Annotated in this window: 20 protein-coding genes and 1 pseudogene; 9 read left to right on the top strand and 12 right to left on the bottom strand. The window is 64.9% G+C overall.

Annotated elements, in window-relative coordinates:
* Positions 1-79 precede the first annotated feature (79 nt).
* Together K8V11_RS08060 and ppgK are read right to left on the bottom strand one after the other, a co-directional pair.
* Positions 80-1672 carry an RNA polymerase sigma factor gene (locus tag K8V11_RS08060; RefSeq protein WP_303912523.1) on the bottom strand — a complete coding sequence of 531 codons (1593 nt, stop codon included), beginning with the start codon at positions 1670-1672 and terminating at the stop codon, positions 80-82.
* Positions 1673-1889: 217 nt separating this feature from the next.
* Complete coding sequence (gene ppgK / locus K8V11_RS08055; RefSeq protein ID WP_303912503.1) at positions 1890-2717, bottom strand: polyphosphate--glucose phosphotransferase; 828 nt, start codon at positions 2715-2717, stop codon at positions 1890-1892.
* 121 nt (positions 2718-2838) lie between these two features.
* Here ppgK and K8V11_RS08050 point away from each other — a divergent pair, with 121 nt between their 5' ends.
* The gene (locus K8V11_RS08050; protein WP_303912500.1) at positions 2839-3774 is read left to right on the top strand and encodes an inositol monophosphatase family protein; all 936 of its coding nucleotides are present in this window, start codon (positions 2839-2841) and stop codon (positions 3772-3774) included.
* On the opposite strand, the gene cei is transcribed toward K8V11_RS08050, so the two are convergent.
* A complete protein-coding gene (gene cei / locus K8V11_RS08045; RefSeq protein WP_303912497.1) occupies positions 3771-4415 on the bottom strand; it encodes an envelope integrity protein Cei in 645 nt (214 codons plus the stop codon). The two genes, K8V11_RS08050 and cei, sit on opposite strands and share 4 nt — an antisense overlap.
* A 435-nt stretch (positions 4416-4850) precedes the next feature.
* On the opposite strand from cei, the gene K8V11_RS08040 reads away from it, so the two are divergent.
* The gene (locus tag K8V11_RS08040; RefSeq protein ID WP_303912494.1) at positions 4851-5153 is read left to right on the top strand and encodes a DUF4193 domain-containing protein; all 303 of its coding nucleotides are present in this window, start codon (positions 4851-4853) and stop codon (positions 5151-5153) included.
* A gap of 80 nt (positions 5154-5233) precedes the next feature.
* Here the strand turns inward: K8V11_RS08040 and K8V11_RS08035 are convergent, their stop codons facing one another.
* On the bottom strand, positions 5234-5746 hold the full coding sequence (locus K8V11_RS08035) for a DUF3093 domain-containing protein (protein WP_303912489.1): 513 nt from the start codon (positions 5744-5746) through the stop codon (positions 5234-5236).
* Between the two features lie 124 nt (positions 5747-5870).
* On the opposite strand from K8V11_RS08035, the gene dut reads away from it, so the two are divergent.
* From dut to K8V11_RS08015, 4 genes are all read left to right on the top strand, one after another.
* Positions 5871-6380, top strand: a complete 510-nt coding sequence (gene dut, locus K8V11_RS08030; protein ID WP_303912485.1) for a dUTP diphosphatase — start codon at positions 5871-5873, stop codon at positions 6378-6380.
* Between the two features lie 150 nt (positions 6381-6530).
* Complete coding sequence (locus K8V11_RS08025; RefSeq protein WP_303912484.1) at positions 6531-7475, top strand: DUF3710 domain-containing protein; 945 nt, start codon at positions 6531-6533, stop codon at positions 7473-7475.
* 48 nt (positions 7476-7523) lie between these two features.
* Complete coding sequence (locus K8V11_RS08020; protein ID WP_303912481.1) at positions 7524-7919, top strand: OB-fold nucleic acid binding domain-containing protein; 396 nt, start codon at positions 7524-7526, stop codon at positions 7917-7919.
* A gap of 3 nt (positions 7920-7922) precedes the next feature.
* Positions 7923-8699 carry a DUF3159 domain-containing protein gene (locus tag K8V11_RS08015; protein ID WP_303912478.1) on the top strand — a complete coding sequence of 259 codons (777 nt, stop codon included), beginning with the start codon at positions 7923-7925 and terminating at the stop codon, positions 8697-8699.
* A 205-nt stretch (positions 8700-8904) separates the two neighbouring features.
* On the opposite strand, the gene K8V11_RS08010 is transcribed toward K8V11_RS08015, so the two are convergent.
* Both K8V11_RS08010 and K8V11_RS08005 read right to left on the bottom strand, forming a co-directional pair.
* Entirely contained in the window at positions 8905-9429 is a 525-nt protein-coding gene (locus tag K8V11_RS08010; RefSeq protein WP_303912476.1) for a carboxymuconolactone decarboxylase family protein, read from the bottom strand.
* The gene (locus K8V11_RS08005; RefSeq protein WP_067471288.1) at positions 9430-10026 is read right to left on the bottom strand and encodes a peroxiredoxin; all 597 of its coding nucleotides are present in this window, start codon (positions 10024-10026) and stop codon (positions 9430-9432) included.
* A gap of 168 nt (positions 10027-10194) precedes the next feature.
* Here K8V11_RS08005 and K8V11_RS08000 point away from each other — a divergent pair, with 168 nt between their 5' ends.
* On the top strand, positions 10195-11166 hold the full coding sequence (locus K8V11_RS08000; RefSeq protein WP_303912472.1) for a hydrogen peroxide-inducible genes activator: 972 nt from the start codon (positions 10195-10197) through the stop codon (positions 11164-11166).
* 13 nt (positions 11167-11179) lie between these two features.
* On the opposite strand, the gene K8V11_RS07995 is transcribed toward K8V11_RS08000, so the two are convergent.
* The 5 genes and pseudogenes from K8V11_RS07995 to gndA form a co-directional block, all read right to left on the bottom strand.
* Positions 11180-12106, bottom strand: a complete 927-nt coding sequence (locus K8V11_RS07995) for a hypothetical protein (RefSeq protein WP_303912469.1) — start codon at positions 12104-12106, stop codon at positions 11180-11182.
* Positions 12069-13157 carry a hemolysin family protein gene (locus tag K8V11_RS07990; protein ID WP_303912466.1) on the bottom strand — a complete coding sequence of 363 codons (1089 nt, stop codon included), beginning with the start codon at positions 13155-13157 and terminating at the stop codon, positions 12069-12071. Before K8V11_RS07990 ends, K8V11_RS07995 begins: the two co-directional genes overlap by 38 nt.
* Positions 13154-14551 (bottom strand): hemolysin family protein, encoded by a 1398-nt coding sequence (locus K8V11_RS07985; RefSeq protein WP_303912464.1) that lies wholly within the window; start codon positions 14549-14551, stop codon positions 13154-13156. Before K8V11_RS07985 ends, K8V11_RS07990 begins: the two co-directional genes overlap by 4 nt.
* Before the next feature lie 131 nt (positions 14552-14682).
* Positions 14683-16062: a DEAD/DEAH box helicase gene (locus K8V11_RS07980; protein ID WP_303912462.1), complete on the bottom strand. Its 1380-nt coding sequence runs from the start codon at positions 16060-16062 to the stop codon at positions 14683-14685.
* Positions 16063-16092: 30 nt separating this feature from the next.
* Positions 16093-17562 (bottom strand): annotated as a pseudogene (gndA, locus tag K8V11_RS07975) (NADP-dependent phosphogluconate dehydrogenase).
* A gap of 347 nt (positions 17563-17909) precedes the next feature.
* Here gndA and K8V11_RS07970 point away from each other — a divergent pair.
* A complete protein-coding gene (locus tag K8V11_RS07970; RefSeq protein ID WP_303912459.1) occupies positions 17910-18668 on the top strand; it encodes a hypothetical protein in 759 nt (252 codons plus the stop codon).
* Positions 18669-18749: 81 nt separating this feature from the next.
* A complete protein-coding gene (locus K8V11_RS07965; protein WP_303912457.1) occupies positions 18750-19169 on the top strand; it encodes a PaaI family thioesterase in 420 nt (139 codons plus the stop codon).
* A gap of 11 nt (positions 19170-19180) precedes the next feature.
* Here the strand turns inward: K8V11_RS07965 and K8V11_RS07960 are convergent.
* Positions 19181-20555: NAD(P)/FAD-dependent oxidoreductase (locus tag K8V11_RS07960; protein WP_303912455.1), on the bottom strand; the 1375-nt coding region annotated here is incomplete at its 5' end.

Raw genomic sequence — 20555 nt, 5'->3', positions numbered from 1 at the left:
GACCGACACGTCGCCGCAATGAGTAACGCCCCCTCCTAGTACAAGGAGGGGGCGTCACGTCCGCGTGTAAGAGCCGGACCTAGTCGAGGTAGTCGCGCAGAACCTGGGAGCGCGACGGGTGGCGCAGCTTCGACATCGTCTTCGACTCGATCTGGCGGATGCGCTCACGGGTGACCCCGTAGACCTGGCCGATCTCGTCGAGCGTGCGAGGCATGCCGTCGGTGAGCCCGAAGCGCAGGCGCACAACGCCGGCCTCGCGCTCGGAGAGCGTTTCGAGGACAGACCCGAGCTGGTCCTGCAGAAGGGTGAAGCTCACCGCGTCGACCGCGACGACGGCCTCGGAGTCCTCGATGAAGTCACCGAGCTGGGAATCGCCCTCGTCGCCAATGGTCTGGTCGAGGGAGATCGGCTCGCGAGCGTACTGCTGGATCTCCATGACCTTCTCCTCGGAGATGTCCATCTCCTTGGCGAGTTCGGCCGGGGTGGGCTCGCGCCCGAGATCCTGGAGCAGCTCGCGCTGAATGCGGCCGAGCTTGTTGATGACCTCCACCATGTGCACCGGGATGCGGATGGTGCGGGCCTGATCGGCCATGGCGCGCGTGATCGCCTGATGGATCCACCACGTGGCGTACGTGGAGAACTTGTAGCCCTTGGAGTAGTCGAACTTCTCCACCGCGCGAATCAGGCCGAGGTTTCCTTCCTGGATGAGGTCCAGGAAGGCCATGCCACGACCGGTGTAGCGCTTGGCCAGGGAGACCACGAGACGCAGGTTGGCCTCGAGGAGGTGGTTCTTGGCGCGGACGCCATCACGTTCGATCCAGCGGAAGTCGCGCCGCTGCTGCGGGGTGAGCTTCTTGCCGTCCTCGGCCATCTGCTTGACGAGGTGGGACGTGTAGAGACCGGCCTCGATGCGCTTGGCGAGGTCGACCTCTTCCTCTGCGTTGAGCAGCGCGACCTTACCGATCTGCTTGAGGTACGCGCGGACCGAGTCCGCCGAAGCGGTGAGCTCGGCGTCCTTGCGGGCCTGGCGAAGCGCCTCGGACTCGTCCTCGTCCCAGACGAAGTCGCCGGACGCCTTATCCTTGGCGGTCGGCTTCTTCTCGACCTCCGCGTCGGCCTCGGGATCTTCTTCCTCGGCCTCTACCGCGCTCTTCGGCGTGACGACGGCCTTGTTGTCGTTATCGGAGTCGTCTTCCTCGATCTCGGCAGTGTCGTCAATGGCCGGATCGTCGGCGAGCTCGCCGCTTTCGGGCTCGACGTCCGCATCGTCATTGTCCGCGAACTCGTCCTGCTCGGCGGCGGGATCGACGGTCGTCGACTCGGCGGGATCGGCGTCCTTGGGGGCCGTCGCCGCCGCGCCCTTGGGCGCAGTCTTCTTGGCGGCGGCCTTTTTCGCCGTCTTCTTGGCGGGTGCCTTTGCCGCGCCGGCGGCAGCCTTCTTGGCTGCGGTCTTTTTCGCGGCCGTCTTCTTAGCAGCGGTCTTCTTCGCCGCAGTTTTCTTGGCCGCCGTCTTCTTCGGGGCGGCCTTCTTAGCCGGAGCGCTTCCGGATCCCGAGTCGGCCGCGGCCGACGTCTGAGTGGAAGTATCGCTATCGGTGGCTACCACGCATGCCCCTTTGTACATCGCTGAAGAAAAGTCGTTCACTGCAGCGCGGTATGCCGTGCTCGCAATGGATGCGAGAGCCGACTAAACCGCGCGCAAAAAGCGCCCAATTAACCAGGCGCTTAATCTCTGCGTGCCATTGTAACGAGCTTTGCGCACATTAAAGTATCTGCCCTGCTAGAAGGACTACAATGGACCCACATTACTGCAGCAGAGCGCGTATGGATACCCGCAGAAAATCGCTGCGAGAGATCAGAGCTCCCGCGCGCCGCAACGTGCGGCGTACTTAGCTGAACACGCCGGAGAGATCGATTATTCCTGCGTCCTCTGCCGCGAGCGCGGCCGCGCCGATAATTCCCGCGTCGTTGTGTCGGGTCGCCGCGACTACCTCCGTGCGATTGGTGAGCAGCGGAAACCACTTCTCGGACTCGGCGCTGATGCCGCCGCCGATGACGATCAGCCGGGGCCACAGCACATGCTCGAGCTGCTTGAGCACCGAATCGATGCGCGGCACCCACTCTTCGTACGACCACCCGTTGGATTCCTTGAGCGACGGCGCTGCGAGGTTCTCGGTTTCGTCGACAGTGACCCCGTCGATCGCGCGAACGAGCACGTGACCGAGCTCGGAGTTGGGCACGAGCCTGCCATCGAGGAGGAGCGCCGAGCCGATGCCGGTGCCCAAAGTGAGGAGCAGCGTCAGGCCCTTGGTGCCCTTCGCCGCGCCGAACACGGACTCGGCGATGCCGGCGGCGTCGGCATCGTTGAGCGTGACCGTCACGTTGTTCGGGAGGTGGCGAGCCAGGAGCTCCTCGACGTCGGTGCCGATCCACGACTTGTCGATGTTGTAGGCGATCTGGGCGATTCCCTTGTGGACGACAGTGGGGAGCGCAATGCCCACCGGCGCGGTCCAGTCGAGGTCGTCGATCACCCCGGCGATGGTTGTTGCCACGGCCTCGGGGGTCGAAGGCTGCGGGGTGTCGATGTAAATTCGCTCACCGATGACCTCGCCCGCACGCAGGTCGATCCGCCCGATCTTGATTCCCGTTCCGCCGACGTCGACGCCGAGCCCGATGTGATCCGTCGCCTCGGTGCCTGATTCGGTGGTGTGTGCCATGGTTCTCCTCGACTTGTGGCGCGCGGGGTGCGCCGCGTGGTCTCCAGCGGCAAGGTTAATGCCAAGGCGCGAGCGGGGCCACAGAAGGCGCCTTCCCGCGCGCCGAGCCTGAAAGGACGTCATGCCCGAACATCTCCTCCCGCCCCAACCGATCGTCGCTCCCGACATGCCCTCCGCCCGCCCGGAGTGGCGGCCCTCCGAACGTCTCCAACAGCTCATGGATGACGTCGAGCCCCACGATTATCGGGTCCTCGAACTCCTCGCCGTCGAGATCACCGAATACGTCGGCCGCGTGTTCCGCTACGAGCTCGGTCAGGCTGGCGCTGGAGATGGGACGGAATCGCGGGCCGAGGCGCTCGGCACGCAGACGAAGTCGACCGACGTCGACCCGGTCACCCGGATCGACACCGAGTCCGAGGCACTCATCCGCCGGATTCTCGGCGAGCTGCGCCCGGACGACGCGATCCTCGGGGAGGAGGAAGGCGGCCAGATCGCGGAGTCGGGTGTCACGTGGATCGCCGACCCCGTCGACGGCACGGTCAACCTGCTGTACGCGCTGCCGCTGTCTGTGGTGTCGCTGGGCGCCGTCGTCGACGGCGAGCACGTGGCGGGCGCTGTGCACGCGCTCAGCCTTGGAGAGACGTACGCGGCGCGCCGCGGCGGGGGAGCGTGGCACCGGATCTCCGCGGACGCGGGGTGGCGGCGGATCGGTGTGTCCGGCCGCGACGACCTGGCCACGGCGCTCGTGGCCACCGGCTTTTCTTACGAGCGCGACGTCCGGCGTCAGCAAGGGGAGGTGGTGGCGCGGCTACTGCCGAAGGTGCGCGACATCCGCCGGCTCGGAGCGGCGGCGCTGGACCTGTGCCATCTCGCCGCCGGACGGATCGACGGCTACTACGAGCGCGGCATCAAGGTGTGGGACTACGCTGCGGGGCTGGTCATCGCCGAAGAGGCCGGCGCCAAGGTCGAGCTGGCAAACGATCCCGGCGATGCCGTGGTCGCAGCCGCGCCCCAGATAGCTGACGCGCTGCGGGCAGAGGTGCGAGGGGAGAGCTAACAGCTCACTTCGGAGGACGCGGGTCCGACCTGCTCCTCCGAGGACTCGCCGCCGGAGGCCAGCGAGCTGAGTGCTTCCTTCGAGGCATTCTCGGTGTTGAGCTCCTGGAAGTAGCTCCCGAGCGCGAGATCGACCGTGTTGCCGGGGCGCCCGTCGGCGACCAGCTGCATGCACGGAGCGGCGAGCTTGAGCGCCGCGGCCGCGGACTGCCCCTCGCCCCCGTACCGGATCTGGCCGTGGCACGTGAGGTTCTGCTCCGGGTAGAGCGGATCGTTGCCCACCGGATTGGCGTCGGGCACGGCGAAGCCCATCTCGCCGAGCTCGGAGGCGACCTGCCCGGCCTGCCCGGTCTGGCCGTTGGCGTTGAGCACCCGCACAGGCACCTGTTCCAGCGGAGCCGCGTCGACGCCGTCGAGCGTGCTCGCATCCTCTTCCTCCAGCCCTGCGGCCTTGGCTTCGTCCGAAAGCTCGCACGCCACGGTCGAGGTCTCCGGATCGCTGATCGACACCGCCACGGCGGCGACAATCGCCCCGAGGACGAGCATCACCGCGACGACGAGCGCGTACGGCGTCGTCAAACGGTCCCATCCGCGCTTGATCGGCGGGCGGGGAACGCTTCGTGAGCTCAGGTGAGCGACCATGGCTGAATATCGACCTTCCTTGCGCCCGGATCCATCGGGGCGGGTACAACGCGTGCGGCGTCTACTCTATGCCGTCCCCGCCGGATTCCCGTGCCGCGGCGCGCGCTAAGCTCTCGCGGGCATGCGGAACGGTCGCAAAGACTGGGTGTATGACGGCGGGCCACAGAGAAATTCGAGAGGTCGGCGCGAAGGTGTCGACACCCCTTGTATAGGGGTGAAATTTCCTGAAGCCCGTCCTTATTTATCCAGGACGCCCGGCGTACGGTGGGCTTTTGTCTGAGGATATTCCATTATCTCGACAAGCCTGTTGCTTTGATATGTGACGTGCGCTATTTTGCGATCGCTGGATGCGTTAATTAATGAACGCGCAGTAACCGAATGGATGGCGGATACGAGGCCATTCACCACCACCGGATAGTTCGAGGAATGTGAATCATGGCTACCGATTACGACGCCCCCCGTAGGACTGACTCGGACGAGCTCGGCACCGATTCGCTCGAGGAGCTCAAGGCGCGCCGCGGCGGAGAGGGGACGACCGGTGTCGTGGACGAGGACGAGACGGCCACGGCAGAGTCCTACGAGCTTCCCGGCGCGGATCTTTCGGGTGAAGAACTCAGCGTGAGCGTGGTGCCGATCCAGAACAACGAGTTCACCTGCAGCTCGTGCTTCCTGGTGCACCACCGCAGCCGGCTCGCCCGCATGGACGGCAACCTCCCGGTCTGCCAGGACTGCGCATAACCGTAAGGCCGCATGCCCCGCGATGGCGCGGGGCGGTCCGATGCGCAGCCGGCGTTGCCGGCCCCTAGTTCCCTAGTTCGCTAGTTCTCGACCTTCCCCGGCAATAGATCCGTGAGTTCCTCCGGGCGCCGGGTGCTGATGAGCCAGTATGGCGTCGGATCCGACGGGTCGTCGAGCACGACGATCGCCATCGTCGGAACGTAACCGCGGTGGACGACGTAGGCCTCGGGATCCAACTGCCGCCCCATGGCCGCGCTCTTCGCGGTCTTGGGCACCACCGCGCACCGCGAGATCGCGTCGAAGGGCAGCGTGGCGCCGCCCGCTACAAGCGAACGAGCACCTCCGCCGTCATCGACGATGGCGACCTTTTCCCTACCCAGGCGCCACATGAGCCAGATCATCAGCGGGCCGACGAGGACGAGCAGCAGCCACACCCACCAGGGAGAGCTGATGAACACCCCCTGGCCGATGACGATGGCGATCACTGCGAAGAGAAACAGCCACCACCACACCGGCACGTAGAGACGTTCGGTGTACAGCTCCTTCTCCGTGTCGCGGCCGGAGCCCGGGGACGATTCCATACGTTCACTCACGGCTACCAGACTATCGCGGCGGCCCGGCGTCGCCGGAACCTCGGTCTCTGGTGAGCGCACCCCCACCTGCCATGCTGGTATCGAAAAGTTCCACCGATAGCACCCAACCGTGGAGGCAAAGCCCGTGCCCGAAACCCCCGCAACCACTTCTTCGACGCCGCCCGCCGATGACAGCTCGAGCGAGCTCCTCGTCCACCGGCTCGACCCGGAACTGCCACTCCCGGTGCGCGGCCACGCAGACGATGCGGGAATCGATGTCTATAGCGCGGAGGACGTCGAGCTGCGCCCCGGCGCGCGCCACCTCACCGGGACAGGTCTCGCGGTACGCATCCCGCCGGGGTTCGTCGGCCTCATGCACCCGAGATCGGGGCTCGCACACAAAGCGGGGCTGTCCATGGTGAATACGCCCGGCACGATCGATGCCGGATATACCGGTGAGCTCAAGGTCAATCTCATCAATCACGATCCCGCCGAGCCCATCCATATCCGCCGGGGTGACAGGATCGCGCAGCTGCTTATTCAGCGCGTCGAGCTGTGGTCGGTGCGCGAAGTGGGGAGCGTCGCCGAACTCGGCGAGAGCGCCCGCGGGGCGAAGGGCTTCGGTTCGACCGGCGGCCACGACCGACTCGGTTGACCCGCGCAGAGAGGGAAGTGAACGGATATCTCGGCCGACGGCGTGGGGCAGGTGTCCCCGGAGTACGGTCGGTTGGAGAAAATCCGAATAGCATTAGGTGAGAATCGCTCGCGCAGCGTGCGCGACGTGGCGATATAGGGAGCGTGAAGAATGTTCGGTCGTCGGAAGAACTCCAACGCGGCAACACCGGATAACGATGATGCGGCAACGGTAGCCGACACAGAACAGGCGGAGCAGCCGGCCAAGCGGGAGGGCTTCGACTTCGACCCGCAGGACGGGCCTTTCGATAAGTCGGTGGTGCCCGACGTGGAGGCGTTCTACAAGGACCTGGGGTACGGCTACCTCAACCTCGGCACGATCGTGCTCGGAATCCCACCGAACGCGCAGCTCAACGCTGCGTTGTCCCAGGACGGCACTCCCGAATTCCACGTCGTGAGCGAGGCGGCGCGGGTGATTCCGCGTGCGTTCTCCGCCCCGCGCAGTGGCGGCCAGTGGCGCACCTTCATGTCGTCCATTCGCGAGCAGCTCGACAATCAGGGCGCCACGACCTTTCACGAAGACGGTCCGTGGGGGCGCGAGCTCGTCGCCGAGCAGTCGAACGCGATGCTCCGCCTCATCGGGGTCGAGGGCCCGCGCTGGATGCTCGAAGTGCGCGTGGTGAGCACGAAGGACAAGGCCGAAGAAGCCATGGAGCAGGCGCACGAGATCGTCGGCCGGTTTATCGTCAACCGTGGCACCGATCCGATGCCGGCGGGGGAGCTCCTTCCGATGGACATTCCGGAGGAGATCACCGCGTCGCTCAACCAGGCCCGCCAGCAGCTCGCGCAGCAGCAGGCGGCGACGGCCCGCACCGCGCAGGCCGGGGCGCAGGCGCAAGGGCAGGGTGCTGCGGCGGCACGTCCGAACGCAGGCGCGGCGGCTCCCGCCGGTGGACAGCCGGCGGCACCCGCGCCGAATGCGGCGCAGAACGCGGCGCAGAACCAAGCACCCGCTCCGCACCAGGTCGGGGGTGGGAGCGCCGAGCCGCCGCAGATGAAGCGGCGCAAGCGCACGTCCGCGATGAACCGTCTTCACGAACTGGACGATGAGAAGTAGACTTTCCTCGTTTCCGCAATTCTCTGTGCTCGATCTGGAGGTACACCGGTGAGCGAGACGGGATTTCTGGGTCGTCTGGGTGCGCGATTGACGCAGACGTTGGAACACTCCGACGCCGAGGAGCTCGAGAAGGCGTCCCGCTCCTCGGGCGCCGACTCCGTGTGCTCGTGTTCCTGCGGGCAGTCCGCGACGATCATCGGCCGCATCCGAAGCGTCACTTACGGGCTCGGGGAAGACGAGCTCGGTGTCACCGCCGAGGTCTATGACGGCACGGCATCAGTGGACGTCGTCTGGTTGGGAAGGCGATCGATCCCCGGCATCGAGGTGGGCCGTTGCCTCCAGGTGTCCGGACGCATCGCGTTCAAGAACAACCGTCGAATGCTCTTCAACCCCCGCTACGAACTGCGCGAGGACGTTGCCGGTCCCGTGCGAGAAGGACGCTAATCAGTGAGCGAGAAGCCCACGGAGAAATTATCCGGTTCGGCGTCATCGGGTGCGGGCGCCAAGCCAGCCGCCCCGTCGATGTTCGGAGATCCGGACGCGCCACTGCTCGAGCAGATGGGCGGCGTTAAGGGCCTTGTCACCTCTACGCTCCCGGTGCTCGCGTTCGTTCCGGTCAACGCGTTCTGGGGCCTTCGGCCGGCAATGTTCGCCGCGATCGGCGCGGCGGTCGTACTTCTGCTGTGGACGGTGATCCGCCGAGAGAAGATCGCTCCCGCAATCGGCGGCTTCTTTGCCGTGGTGATCTGCGTGTTCATCGCCTACCGCACCGGCTCGGCGCGCGGTTACTACCTCTACGGCATCATCACCCAGATCGTCTACGGACTCGTGTTCGCGGTAAGTGCCGCGGTCAAGTGGCCGTTGGTCGGTGTGATCTGGGGCTTCGTCAACGGGCACGGTAATGCGTGGCGAAAGGTTCCGGCCGCAATGCGCTGGTACATCGTCGCCACCGCGATATGGGCTTTCGTGTTCTTCGCGCGCGTCGCCGTGCAGGCGCCGCTGTATTATGCCGACCTCGAAGATGCCCTCGGCGTCGCGCGCATCGCTATGGGATGGCCGCTCGCCATTGTCGCCGCGGCCGGAACCGTGTGGGCCGTGAAGAAGGCCAACGACGGGGAAGAGGCGTGGTACTCGAAACACCCGGAGGATCGCCCGCTCATCAAGCGCGATGAGACCGACGCCGAGGCGCCGGAGACGGCCGAGGACGAATCCCCGCGTTCCTAAATGAACGTACGCCGAATTCGGCAACTACACGTGAATACATGTGTCTACACGTTTCGGTGTTGAATCAGGGGCCAGCCTGCCGCGACGCCTACGGGTATCGGCGCGTCCGACGTCATACTGCAGCATGTCCCTCGGGACATGAAGAAATCCCCCGCCCTCCATGGGAGAGCGGGGGATGTTCTTTATGCCTGGACGGCGGAGGTGCCTAGAGCGCGGCGTCGATCTGGATCGCCTGCGCGACACCCTGGACGGTCGCGGCGACCTTGATGGCCTCCCAGACCTGCTCCTTGGTGAGACCCTCTTCGCGGATCTTGGTCTCGTGCGCGAGCGTGCAGTGCTCGCACCCGTTGATCACGGAAACGACGGTCGACCAGAGTTCGAAGTCGGCCTGGTCGACTCCCGGGTTCCCGATGACGTTCATCCTAAGGCCCATGCGGACCTGGGCGTAGTCATCCCCGAGCCAGGACTTGGCGCGGTAGGACACGTTGTTCATCGCCATGATGGACGATGCGGCGAGCGCGGCGTTGAACGCCTCGTCCGACAGGTGCCCGCGAGCCTCGTCCGCGATCTCGGAGAGCACGGTGTCGTTGCGGGTCGTGGCTGCCGCTGCGACGAGGGAGCCCCACAGCTGCTGCTCGTTCAGCTCCGTGGAGCGTGCGAGCGAACCGAGATTGAGCTTGAGATCCTTGGCGTACTCGGGGAGTCCGTTCTTCAGATTGTCAATGCTCATTTACTTGATTCCCTCCTGCATCTCGGAGAACTTGTCGATGTTCTTCGTCGGGTCGTTGGCCTGCCAGTTGCAGGCGCAGACCTCGGAGGACTGGAGAGCGTCGAGGACACGGAGAACCTCGTCGACGTTACGGCCGACGGCGTCCGGGGTGACCGACACGAACTGGATGACGTTGTCCGGGTCGACGATGAAGGTGGCGCGGTCCGCGACACCCTCGGCGTTCTCGACACCGAGCTGCTTGATGAGGTCGTGCTTGATGTCCGAGAGGATCGGGAACGGGACGGTCTTGAGGTCCTCGTGGGTCGCGCGCCAGTTGAAGTGCGAGAACTCGTTATCGATCGAGCCGCCGATGATCTGCGTGTCGCGATCGGCGAATTCGTCGTTGAGCTTGCCGAACGCGGCGATCTCGGTCGGGCACACGAAGGTGAAGTCCTTCGGGTAGAAGAAGATGACGCGCCACTTGCCGCTGTAGGACTGGTTGGTGACAGTCTCGAAGTAATCCTCGGGCTGCGAAGCGTTGATGTCGCTGAGGTTTCCGCCGCGAAGAGCGGTGAGCTCGAAGTCCGGGAACTGGTCGCCGATGGTACGGATAGCCATGTGTGCCTCCTAGTGGGCGCGATTATTCGGAAGTTTTGTGTCCACTTGTTCAAGTGGCCCACGACCACTATGCCCACTGCGGTACTAAAAGTAAACCTAATAGTGATTTAGTTAACGCTTCAGGATGTCTTATTGCTTGCGGGGCTCGCACGGCATACGGTGATGTTCATGCCGCGCACCGAATTTTCGCCCACGCCCGCCCAGCTGCGGGCGTTCGTCAAGGTCGCCGACCTCGGAAGTTTCACCGCCGCGGCCGCCGAGGCGGGGCAAAGTCAGTCCGCACTCTCGCAGGCCCTGTCCACTCTGGAAGCGGGCCTACGGGTAGAACTTGTGCGGCGCGGCGCACGGAAGGTCGAGCTGTCCGCCGAGGGGCTCAACCTGTTGCCGTTCGCCCGCACCGCGCTGCAGTCGCTCGACGCGATGGTTGCCGCTGCAGATCCCGGCCGGGCCGGCAGGGTGACGGTGAACATGGGCGTCATTCCCACGGTCGCGCCGTACCTGCTGCCGTCGCTGCTGCGCGGGATGTCCGCGCCCGAATCGGGTTTCCAGCCGGTTGTCGTCGAGGAACAGACCGACGACCTAGTCGAATCCGTGCGCTCCGGCCGCCTCGACGTCGCCATCCTCGCTATTCCGGTCGGCGCGCGTGGGCTTCTTGAATACCCGCTCTACAACGAGCGTTTCGTGCTTGCCGCGCCCTCGGATCATGCTCTCGCCTCGCGTGAAGACATCTTCCCGCAGGACCTCGACGAGGAGACGGTCCTCCTGCTCGAGGCCGGCCACTGCCTCCGTGACCAGACGCTCGATCTGTGCCGGCAGGGCAACGCACGGATCCTCGGTTCGACGCAGACCAAGGTGAGCAACCTGTCCACGGCCGTGCGCTGCGTCGAGGCGGGGCTCGGGATCACCGTTCTTCCTGCGACCGCAGCCGCGGTCGAGGCGCGCGACACCGACTGCGCGATCGTCGAGTTCGGCGAGCCGCGGCCGGCACGCACGATCGGCCTGCTCGCCAGGGAAACGGTTCCCGCGCAGGTCATCGACACCGTCTATGACGTCGTACAGCGCTTCGTCGCCCCAGCCCTCGAGATCGACGCTGTTCCTTCGAGCCGTCGGCCGGCAGCCGGAGAATTCCCCGGGGCCTGAACCCCGGCGGCCCCTACTCGGGATAGACCCCGAGCGAGGCATACAGCGCGAGCATCCGCTCGCGCAGCACGTTCGTCTCTTCCGCCCAGCGGCGCTGGAATGCCGCGTATTGCGCGCGCCCGTGAGGCGTCTCGATCTTGATCGGCTCGTACCCGTAGTCGCGCAGATCGTAGGGCGAGGCCTGCATGTCGACGACACGGGCGCGAAGGCTCGCGCGGAATGTGTCGAGGAGCAGATCCGAGGGGCATGCGGGTCCGAGTTCTGACGCCCAGCGGTAGAGGTCCATTCCCGCGTGCAGGCACCCCGGCTGCTCTCGCTCGAGCTGGGAGTCCCGATTGAGGGCGAACTCGTTGAGCGGTTCGGCGGGCGCGGTGAAGAACCTGAACGCGTCGAAATGGGTGCAGTGAACGCCCGCCTCGACCTGCTCGGCGATAGTCTCCTCGCTCACCCGCAGGGGAACCTGCTCGTGGCGGATCTCGTGCGGGCGCAGGCGGTAGACCATCGCCCATTCGTGCCGGCCGAAGCAGCCGAACCGTGGCGGCCTCGATGCGGTGCGAGCCACGATCGTCGCTGCGCGCTGCCAGCGTTTCCCCTTGGACGCGGCCACCGCGTCGAAATCAACTTCCATGGCGGAGACGCCGTCGGGTTCGGCGGCCTCCACGCGGCGATAGAAGCGGGGGATCCCGCGGCGGCAGTTCTCGATCTCGAGCTGCACCCCGGTGCCGGGATGCCAGGTCCGCAGCGCCCCGACCGAGGACCGGTAGTAGGTGAATAGGAAGTCGATGATCGGGTGCTTGATCCCGGCGTGCGAGCGTCGCAGGTGGGCTGAGGTCAGCTCGTCCACCGCGGCGTGGTGCTCGGCCTCGCGTGAGCGCCAGTCGTCCAGCGTTAGACGCAGCCGACTAGCGCGTGCGCCCGTCTCGGCGGTAATGGGTGCCATCTCGTACCGTGCCTACAAATTCCTCGATCAGATCTTCGAGCGCCACGATACCCACGGTGTATCCGCGCGCATCAACCACGTTGCCGATGTGGCTCGACGTGCGCCGCATTTTGCCCAGCGCGATCTCGAACAGCTCGTGCTCGCCGATCGACGGCATCGCGTGGATCGCGGAGAGGGGGAGATGATCGCTGTCGCTGGAGGAGGGACGTCCGTCGTCAGGAATGATCGAAGCGAGGGTGTCCTTGATGTGGACGTATCCCTCGAACCCGGTTCCGTGGCGCTGCACCGGGTAACGGGAGAAGCCGGTCTCGCCGGCCGCCGAGCGGATGGCCTCGAGAGGAACGCCGGCATCGGTGGCGCGGACCGTGCGCACCGCGTTGACGGGAATCATCACCTCGTTGACCGTGCGCGTCTCGTTATCCAACGCGCGGGTCAGCCGCGAGTGTTCTTCCTTGTCCAGCAAGCCGGAGGAATGCGAGTCGGCGAGCATCGACGATAGCTCTGCCGGGGTGACGACCGAATCGAGTTCGTTCTTAGGCTCCACGCCGAACGCACGGAGGATCAGGTTCGCCGACCAGTTGCAGAAGTGGATGATCGGGCTCACCAACCGGCTGATCGCCAGGTGGATCGGGACGATGTACATCGCCGTGAGCTCCGGCCCGGCGATGGCGATGTTCTTCGGCACCATCTCGCCGAGCAGCACGTGCAAGAGCACGACCAGCGACATCGCGATGACGAACGAAATCGGGTGCACAAGCGATTCGGGTACGTTGAGCAACTCGAAGATCGGCTCGAAGAGATGAGCAATGGCGGGCTCGCCGACCTTACCCAGCAGGATCGAGCACACGGTGATGCCGAGCTGGCTGGCCGCCATCATCAACGACAGGCGTTCAGTCGCGCGCATCACGGTTCGTGCACGCTCGCGCCCCTGGGCAATGTGCGCCTCGAGCCTGTCCTTGCGCGAGGAAATGAGCGCAAACTCCGAGGCAACGAAAAATGCATTCGCGGCAAGCAGGAAAATGGTGAGGAGTACGCCCCACAATCCGTTCATCGCCGGCCCTCCTCGTTCTCGTTGGCGGACGCGGGAGTGGAGGCCGCGACGTTCGGCCCGATGGTGACCTGATCGATTCGGCGTCCATCCATCTTCGTCACCTTCGCCTGCCAGACCTGGAAGTGCCCAGCATCGAGCTCATCGGAAATCGTGCCCTGGTCCGACGGCAGATCGACCACGTCGCCGGCCTCGGGCATTCTGCCGAGAGCGAAGATCACCAGCCCGGCAAGGGACTCGTACGGCCCATTGGGTGCGTGGTAACCGGTTTCGCGGGAGACCTCGTCGAGCCTCGCCAGTCCCGTCGACACCCACCAGGCACCCCGACGGTAGATCGGCCTGCCCTCCGAGGCGTCGTCGTATTCGTCGACGACCTCGCCGACGATTTCCTCGACGACATCCTCGAGCGTCACCAGCCCGGCGACGCCGCCGTACTCGTCGATGACGAGGAGCATCTGCGCACCCTCCGAGCGGATGCGGGTGAGAACCGAGTCGCCGTCCAGCGAATCGGGGACCCGGTGGACCGGGCGAACGATGGACGACAACGGAATCGACTCGTGTTCTTCCACAGGATGAGCGAGCGCCTGCTTGACGTGCACCATGCCGATCGTCTCGTCGAGCCCCTGCGCGGTGACGGGGAAGCGACTGAACCCCGAATCGACTGCGGTGCGCACGAGATCGGAGATCGAGTCGTCGCTGCCCAGGGTGATGACCGTCGAACGGGGCGTCATGATGTCCTCGGCGCTGAGCTCTCCGAAGGACAGCGAGCGTTCGAGAATGACCGCCGTGTCGTTCTCGAGCGCCCCCTCGCGGGCCGAGTTGCGCACGAGCGCCTCGAGCTCACTCGAGGAGCGGGCCGCGTGCTCGTCGCCGGGCTTGACCCCGAGCTTGCGGACGATGGCGTTCGCCGAGGTGTCCATTGCCCGGATGAGGAAGCCGAACACTTTCGTAAAGCCCAGGAGCGGCAGCGCGACGAAGCGCGACGTCGCCGTCGGGTTGGTGATCGCCATGTTCTTCGGCACGAGTTCGCCGATCACCATCGAGAGGTACGAGGCGATTACCAGCGCAAGTCCGAGCGAAACGACGATCGCGGTGGACTCCGGGAGCCCGACCGCCTCCATGAGCGGTTCCAGCAATTTCGCGATAAGAGGCTCGGCGAGATAGCCGGTGATGAGCGTCGTGATCGTAATGCCCACCTGGCACGCGGACAGCTGCAGGGAGAGCTTGCGGTGCGCGGCCTGCACCCCACGATCGCGCGCGTCGCCATTCTCGGCGCGGGTATCGATGCCCGATTTCTCCAGCGCCGCGAGCGAGAACTCGGCAGCCACGAAGAAGGCAGTACCCAGCGTCAACGCGAAGAAGGCGAGGACGGAAAGCAGTTGTATGGCGATGGTCACGGGCATACCCCTCGCCGGAGCATGCCCCATCGTCTGGAACCGCAAGTATCACTGGGTGCGCTGGGCACTCAAACCGCCTTTCGCCTCGTAGAGTATGAATGCAAAAATACTACGACGTCCCGACAAAGTTGTCAGCGCCCACGCCGGGGGTGCCCACCACGCTGCCTGCCCCGACCGACCGCGCGCGGCTGTCCACGCGTGCGCCCGCCGTTCGCCCCCTTGGCTCCCGTCCGCTTTCGGGTGGGATGCCCGGCACCCGCATCCCGCGATTCCGCGTCGCGTGTCGAGGCCTTCGACTTTGGGGTGGGAGGGCGCCGTATGACGTCGGACGGACGCAATTTCCCGGCCACCGCGCGGGCGCTGCCGGACCGGTGGACCTGCAGCCCCGCGGTGTCGGCGAACTCTTGTAGGCGTGCGTCTTCCTCCGGCGCGATGACCGCGACGACGAGACCCGGCGGCCGGTGCCCGCGCCCGGTTCGGCCCGAGCGGTGCGTGAGGTCCTCGGCCGAATGAGGAAGCCCCACGTGCACGACCATCGCGAGGTCGGCGACATCGATCCCGCGCGCGGTGACATCGGTGCTGACCAGCACCGACACCTCTCCGGAGCGGAGAGAGTCCATTGCGGCCGTCCGCACGGAGATCGCAGAGCGCCCGGTAAATCCGCCCACCGATACCCCGTGGTCCTCGAGAGCGGCGACGAGATCGGCGACATCGGCTCTCCGGGGCACGAAGACCATCGCCGAACGAGCGCTCTCGCACAGCTCGATAAGGGCGCTCCGAACTGCCTGCTCGGACTGTGCGAGAAGAAGCTCTATCGATGCGGGCGGCCCCGCAGCGGCCGGAGCGTGCGGCGTCGTAGCGGGGGATGAGTCTGCGAAGATCCGGATGTCGTGGAAAGACGCGCCGAACTCGGCCCCCAGCTTTTCCGAGTACTCGGCGGACGCGGTCGCCGTCATGGCGAGGATTTTCGGGTATCGGGTGCGAGTGCGGGTGACCGAATCGAGAATCGAGGCAGTCTGCGTATGGAAACTCGGACCAAGGAGCATATCGGCCTCGTCGAGAATGAGCTGTCCGACGTCATCCAGCGAGATTGTGCCGCGACGAATGAGATCGAGCATTCGCCCCGGGGTGGCGACGAGGCAGTCGACGGGGCGCGCGAGCACGTAGGTGTCCTTGCGTGCCGCAGGACTTCCGCTGAGGAACACGGTGCGTGCGCCGACGCCTTCGAGGACGTCGGACAGGACGCCGGAGACTTGATCGGTGAGCTCCCGGGTGGGACAGAGAACGAGGACGCGTGGGCGCCGCGGGGCGCTCGCCCCCGTCGCCAGTTCGATACATGCGGCGACGGCGGCGACGAGCGTTTTTCCGGACCCCGTGGGGGCGACAAGTGCGAGGTGGTCGTGGGTGACAAGCGCGGGGATGCCGAGGCGCTGGGCCTCGGTTGCCCGGCCATCGGCAATATTGCGCACCGCGTGACGCACGGGAACCGCCACACCACAGTCGGTGAGCACCTGATCCAAATTGGGAACGTCGATGAGCTGCTACGCCTCGACTTCGCTGCGGTCGCCGGACCAGAGGGTGTGGAACGAGCCCTCGGCATCGGTACGGCGATAGGTGTGCGCACCGAAGTAGTCGCGCAGCCCCTGGGTGAGCGCGGCCGGGAGACGGTTGGTGCGCAACGCGTCGTAGTAGGCGAGCGAGGATGCAAAGCCGGGGGCCGGGATTCCGGCGTGGACGGCGGTCGCGACGACGCGGCGCCAGGAATCGATGCAATCGGTGAGGGCCGAAAGGAAGTACGGTGCCTCGACGAGGCTGCGCAGCTCGGGGTTCTCCTCGTACGCGTCCACGATGCGGTTGAGGAACTTGGCGCGGATGATGCAGCCGCCCCGCCAGATCGTGGCCAGATCGCCACGGTGAATGTCCCAGCCGTATTCGTCCTTGGCCGCGTTGATCTGATCGAAGCCCTGTGCGTAGGCGATGATCTTCGACGCGTAGAGCGCCTTCCGCACGTCATCGACGAAATCGTCGCCGGTGTCGAGCGGGACGTTGGTGGCGCCCGAAGGTAGGGACTTGCCGGCCTCGCGCTGCGGGAGCGAGCTCGAAAGCGCCCGAGCGAACACCGCCTCGGCGATTCCCGTCACCGGGACACCGAGGTCGAGCGCGGCCTTGACCGTCCACCGGCCGGTGCCCTTCTGCCCCGCCTGGTCGACGATGACGTCGACGAGTGGGGAACCGGAACGTTTGTCGACCTGCGCGAGAACCTCTGCGGTGATCTCGATCAGGTAGGAATCGAGGTCGCCTTCGTTCCACTCCCGGAATACCTCGGCGAGCGCGGCGGGTTCGAGCCCGCCGACCTCCCGAAGAAGGTGATATGCCTCGCCGATGAGCTGCATGTCGGACTACTCGATGCCGTTGTGCACCATCTTGACGAAGTGGCCGGAGCCGTCCTCGCCGATGTGGGTGCAGCACGGTTGGCCGTCGACGTGAGCCGAGATCTTCTCGAGAATCGGGCCCACGACCTCGTAGCTGGATGCCGGGCCTCCGGGCATGATCGACGGCCCCTCGAGTGCGCCCTCTTCTCCGCCGGAAATGCCGGCGCCGATGAATCGGATGCCGCGCTCGGCCATTTCCTTCTCGCGGCGAATCGTGTCGGTGTACAGGGCGTTACCGCCGTCGATGATGATGTCGCCTTCGTCGAACGCCGAAGCCAGCTCATCGATGACGGAGTCTGTGGCCGCGCCGGCCTGAACCATGATGAGCGCGCAGCGCGGCGTGGCGAGGGCATCGGCGAACTCCGCGATCGACTCGGTGCGAACAAAGGTTCCTTCGTCGCCGTGGGCTTCGAGAAGCGCGTCGGTCTTCGCGATCGAGCGGTTGTGCAGCGCCACGGTGAAACCGTTCCTGGCGAAGTTACGGGCGATGTTCGATCCCATCACGGCCAGTCCCGTGACTCCGATGTTTGCTTTGCCGTCTGCGGGGGCCTGTGCGGTCGAAGGCGATGCGTCAGTCATGGACTCAAATATAGTCAGTGCCCGGTGAAGTGGGGCGGACAGCCGGTTTCGTTCGGCCATCGATAATCGGAAAAAGCTAATACGGCGTCTAAATAATTCAGATAAACAAATGGTAAATGATTTATGTAAACCATGTTCCGCCCTGGTATACGGGCTATGCGTCTGGTTGAATACTTAACGGTCGACCAGGAAAGTCCAAAAATTCGCGTAATAAATTCTTTGAGCATCAGAGTCAGAAGGTGAAGCAAGCGACGCGACAACCTCCAGCCACGAACGAAAGAATGTGACCCTGCAAGGGAACCACATCGTGTGCCGCAGGCGTCGTGAAGTGCGGAGGTGTTAGTTAGATGGCCAGACCAATACGAATACACGAGCGCGGATCCGATAATCCGGTGTTCGCAGAGACTTCTCTCGACATGGCGAAGTTGAGCAACGACGATCCGCGGATGTATTCCATCGCCGATCTCGGCGTCCACAACAGGCGACGTTGGCGCGCACTTTCCGAGCTTGAACAGTACTGCTTGGTCGAGGACATGTTCGCCGCACACTTCGACGAGTACGGCGACGTCAAGTACGCGACCTACCTTGTGACGAGCCAGTTCGTGCATTCCGTGCTCGGCCGTGCGGTGGCGAGTTTCGTACACAAGGGACGGATCTGGGATCCCTACATCACGAACTTCTATGTACGGACGAACCAGGAGTGGGGTTTCGACTGGGTCGGAGTCGACGATTCGACGATGCGCGTTCTCCCGGATGATCGCTATGCGAGCGTCGATCTTCCACCCACCGAGATGATCGTGTTGCCGGGGGAAAGCCAAATGGCCTATTGGCTCGCCGGCCGCGCCGCATCCAGCCTCGGACCGGTTTTCGCTTCACTGTCGCGTCTCAGTCACTGCACGCCCGCACAAATGTGGTCGACGACGGCACGCGAGGCCTCGTACACGGCAGTGATCGCCTCGCGGTTTGGAGGCACGTGCCGTGAAGCGGCCGAGAGACGCGTGCAGCTCGTCCTCGGGGCTCTGGAACATGCCGGTCATCCGGTCAGACGTTCGCGGCCTCTGCCCAGCACGCTCATGGATATCAACCCGAAACGTTCCCGGCCTTGATCGGCTAACCGGTGGGCTACTGCCACGCCAGCCGCGCGATATGGTGAAGCGATAGCGGAAACCGGACGAATAGGGGCGGGCATGGACGAGCGGATGCGGCAGGAATTTCTAGACAAGGCAAAGAACGGCGAGAACCTCGGTTCGACGCTGGGCTTTGAATACATAGAAGCCGGACCTGATTCGGTGGTGATCAAGGTGCCGGTCACCGCGAAGCTTCACCAGCCCGTGGGGATCGTGCACGGCGGTGTATACGCAGCCATCGCCGAAGAGGTCGCCAGCGTGGCCGGACAAACGTGGCTGGGGGACCGCGGAAACGTCGTCGGAGTGAACAACAACACCGACTTCCTGCGCTCCGTATCCGAGGGGACGTTGACAGCCGTGGGCACGCCGATCCACCGTGGCCGCTCGCAGCAGCTCTGGCGCGTCGAGATCAGTGATGCTTCGGGCCGTGTTCTCGCGACCAGCCAGGTGAGGCTGGCGAACCTCACGCCCAAGGCGTAAGGGCGCAGGCGCTACCTGCCTTCCTCGTCCACTCCTTCGGGAGGGTTGAACGACGTGAGCAAAGCGGCGGAATCCTCAATGTGTTCCAGGGCGCTTCTCGCGTAGACCTGCTGGCTCGTCGACGTGAGCTGCGAACGCTGGTTCCCCATGACGTGCATTCCCCATGACACCAACGCGGTAAATCGGCTCTTGAAGCCGACCAGGTACGCGAGATGCACCACGAGCCACATGATCCACGCGAGAAAACCGTCGATCTCGATTCGGCCGATCTTCACCACCGCGTTGAAGCGCGACACCGTCGCCATCGACCCCTTGTCGAAGTACCTGAACGGCTTACGGCGAGAGGGGTCGGCAGAATTCCCGACCTCCGCGATGATCTGGCGAGCCGCATAGCGGCCACCCTGAATGGCGACCTGGGCAACACCGGGCAGGCCATCGAGGGCCATCATGTCGCCCACGACGAAAATGTTCGGTGCGCCGGGAAGCGTGAGGTCCTTTTCCACGCGAACTCGGCCGGAACGGTCGACCTTTGCGCCGGTTTGTCGCGCCACGATCGCACCAAGCGGGCTTGCGGAAACGCCGGCCGACCAGATCTTGCACGCCGATTCGATGCGGCGCTCGTGCCCCGACTCGTCCTTGACGGTGAGTCCGCGGCCATCCACTCCGGAAACCATCGCGCCGAGCTGCACCTCGACACCAAGCTTTTCCAACGCTCGTCGTGCCTCGTCGCCGAGCTTCGGTCCAAACGGGGGAAGCACCGCGGGTGCCGCATCGAGAAGGACTACGCGGGCCGATGAAGGGTCGATGCTCCGGTACAGGCCCTTGAAGGTGTTTCGCGCGAGCTCGGCGACCTGCCCTGCCATCTCGACGCCGGTTGGGCCGGCCCCGACGATGACGAAAGTGAGGAGTCGGCGCCGTTCAACCTCGTCGGTGGTGAGCTCGGCCTGCTCGAACGCGCCGAGGATGCGGCCGCGAAGCTCAAGAGCATCGTCGACGGTCTTCATTCCGGGTGCGTACTGCTCGAAATGATCGTTGCCGAAGTAGGACTGGTTCGCGCCGGCCGCCAGAATCAGGCTGTCGAAGCTCGTCTCGATATCGATTCGACCCGACACGTACTTCACCTTTTTGGACGTGACGTCGATGTCGGAGACATCCCCGAGCACGATTTTCACGTTTTTGAGGTCGCGGAGAATAAAGCGTGTCGGCGGAGCGATCTCGCCGACCGACAGGATGCCCGTGGCCACCTGGTAGAGGAGCGGCTGGAACAGGTGATGCCCGGTCTTCGCAATGAGCGTGACATCGACGTTCTCGTCCTTGAACTCGCGGGCTGCGAACAGCCCGCCGAACCCGGATCCGATGATGACGACATGGTGACGCGAAGTGGAA

Source organism: Dietzia timorensis (assembly GCF_020742175.1).
Classification (GTDB): Bacteria; Actinomycetota; Actinomycetes; order Mycobacteriales; family Mycobacteriaceae; genus Dietzia; species Dietzia timorensis_A.
This window is presented reverse-complemented; position numbering and strand designations above follow the sequence as displayed.